The sequence below is a fragment of the Escherichia sp. KTE172 genome (genome assembly GCF_000408845.1).
Taxonomy (GTDB): Bacteria; Pseudomonadota; Gammaproteobacteria; order Enterobacterales; family Enterobacteriaceae; genus Escherichia; species Escherichia coli.
Window position 1 is genome coordinate 3,143,604 of record NZ_KE137316.1, and the last position, 2,768, is coordinate 3,146,371.

1 rRNA gene and 1 other annotated feature are annotated in these 2,768 nt (G+C 53.4%); the gene reads left to right on the forward strand.

The annotated features are described in order from the left end of the window. Positions 1 to 169 precede the first annotated feature (169 nt). Positions 170 to 2,536 (forward strand) — a sequence feature (most likely nonfunctional fraction of RNA operon). Between the two features lie 108 nt (positions 2,537 to 2,644). After that, positions 2,645 to 2,760 (forward strand): 5S ribosomal RNA (gene rrf / locus G434_RS09020). Positions 2,761 to 2,768: the final 8 nt, after the last annotated feature.

Sequence of the window (2,768 nt, forward strand, 5' to 3'; positions counted from 1 at the left end):
CTGTGAGCTCGATGAGTAGGGCGGGACACGTGGTATCCTGTCTGAATATGGGGGGACCATCCTCCAAGGCTAAATACTCCTGACTGACCGATAGTGAACCAGTACCGTGAGGGAAAGGCGAAAAGAACCCCGGCGAGGGGAGTGAAAAAGAACCTGAAACCGTGTACGTACAAGCAGTGGGAGCCTCTTTATGGGGTGACTGCGTACCTTTTGTATAATGGGTCAGCGACTTATATTCTGTAGCAAGGTTAACCGAATAGGGGAGCCGAAGGGAAACCGAGTCTTAACTGGGCGTTAAGTTGCAGGGTATAGACCCGAAACCCGGTGATCTAGCCATGGGCAGGTTGAAGGTTGGGTAACACTAACTGGAGGACCGAACCGACTAATGTTGAAAAATTAGCGGATGACTTGTGGCTGGGGGTGAAAGGCCAATCAAACCGGGAGATAGCTGGTTCTCCCCGAAAGCTATTTAGGTAGCGCCTCGTGAATTCATCTCCGGGGGTAGAGCACTGTTTCGGCAAGGGGGTCATCCCGACTTACCAACCCGATGCAAACTGCGAATACCGGAGAATGTTATCACGGGAGACACACGGCGGGTGCTAACGTCCGTCGTGAAGAGGGAAACAACCCAGACCGCCAGCTAAGGTCCCAAAGTCATGGTTAAGTGGGAAACGATGTGGGAAGGCCCAGACAGCCAGGATGTTGGCTTAGAAGCAGCCATCATTTAAAGAAAGCGTAATAGCTCACTGGTCGAGTCGGCCTGCGCGGAAGATGTAACGGGGCTAAACCATGCACCGAAGCTGCGGCAGCGACGCTTATGCGTTGTTGGGTAGGGGAGCGTTCTGTAAGCCTGTGAAGGTGTACTGTGAGGTATGCTGGAGGTATCAGAAGTGCGAATGCTGACATAAGTAACGATAAAGCGGGTGAAAAGCCCGCTCGCCGGAAGACCAAGGGTTCCTGTCCAACGTTAATCGGGGCAGGGTGAGTCGACCCCTAAGGCGAGGCCGAAAGGCGTAGTCGATGGGAAACAGGTTAATATTCCTGTACTTGGTGTTACTGCGAAGGGGGGACGGAGAAGGCTATGTTGGCCGGGCGACGGTTGTCCCGGTTTAAGCGTGTAGGCTGGTTTTCCAGGCAAATCCGGAAAATCAAGGCTGAGGCGTGATGACGAGGCACTACGGTGCTGAAGCAACAAATGCCCTGCTTCCAGGAAAAGCCTCTAAGCATCAGGTAACATCAAATCGTACCCCAAACCGACACAGGTGGTCAGGTAGAGAATACCAAGGCGCTTGAGAGAACTCGGGTGAAGGAACTAGGCAAAATGGTGCCGTAACTTCGGGAGAAGGCACGCTGATATGTAGGTGAAGTCCCTCGCGGATGGAGCTGAAATCAGTCGAAGATACCAGCTGGCTGCAACTGTTTATTAAAAACACAGCACTGTGCAAACACGAAAGTGGACGTATACGGTGTGACGCCTGCCCGGTGCCGGAAGGTTAATTGATGGGGTTAGCGGTAACGCGAAGCTCTTGATCGAAGCCCCGGTAAACGGCGGCCGTAACTATAACGGTCCTAAGGTAGCGAAATTCCTTGTCGGGTAAGTTCCGACCTGCACGAATGGCGTAATGATGGCCAGGCTGTCTCCACCCGAGACTCAGTGAAATTGAACTCGCTGTGAAGATGCAGTGTACCCGCGGCAAGACGGAAAGACCCCGTGAACCTTTACTATAGCTTGACACTGAACATTGAGCCTTGATGTGTAGGATAGGTGGGAGGCTTTGAAGTGTGGACGCCAGTCTGCATGGAGCCGACCTTGAAATACCACCCTTTAATGTTTGATGTTCTAACGTTGGCCCCTAATCGGGGTTGCGGACAGTGTCTGGTGGGTAGTTTGACTGGGGCGGTCTCCTCCTAAAGAGTAACGGAGGAGCACGAAGGTTGGCTAATCCTGGTCGGACATCAGGAGGTTAGTGCAATGGCATAAGCCAGCTTGACTGCGAGCGTGACGGCGCGAGCAGGTGCGAAAGCAGGTCATAGTGATCCGGTGGTTCTGAATGGAAGGGCCATCGCTCAACGGATAAAAGGTACTCCGGGGATAACAGGCTGATACCGCCCAAGAGTTCATATCGACGGCGGTGTTTGGCACCTCGATGTCGGCTCATCACATCCTGGGGCTGAAGTAGGTCCCAAGGGTATGGCTGTTCGCCATTTAAAGTGGTACGCGAGCTGGGTTTAGAACGTCGTGAGACAGTTCGGTCCCTATCTGCCGTGGGCGCTGGAGAACTGAGGGGGGCTGCTCCTAGTACGAGAGGACCGGAGTGGACGCATCACTGGTGTTCGGGTTGTCATGCCAATGGCACTGCCCGGTAGCTAAATGCGGAAGAGATAAGTGCTGAAAGCATCTAAGCACGAAACTTGCCCCGAGATGAGTTCTCCCTGACTCCCTGAGAGTCCTGAAGGAACGTTGAAGACGACGACGTTGATAGGCCGGGTGTGTAAGCGCAGCGATGCGTTGAGCTAACCGGTACTAATGAACCGTGAGGCTTAACCTTACAACGCCGAAGATGTTTTGGCGGATAGAGAGAAGATTTTCAGCCTGATACAGATTAAATCAGAACGCAGAAGCGGTCTGATAAAACAGAATTTGCCTGGCGGCCTTAGCGCGGTGGTCCCACCTGACCCCATGCCGAACTCAGAAGTGAAACGCCGTAGCGCCGATGGTAGTGTGGGGTCTCCCCATGCGAGAGTAGGGAACTGCCAGGCATCAAATT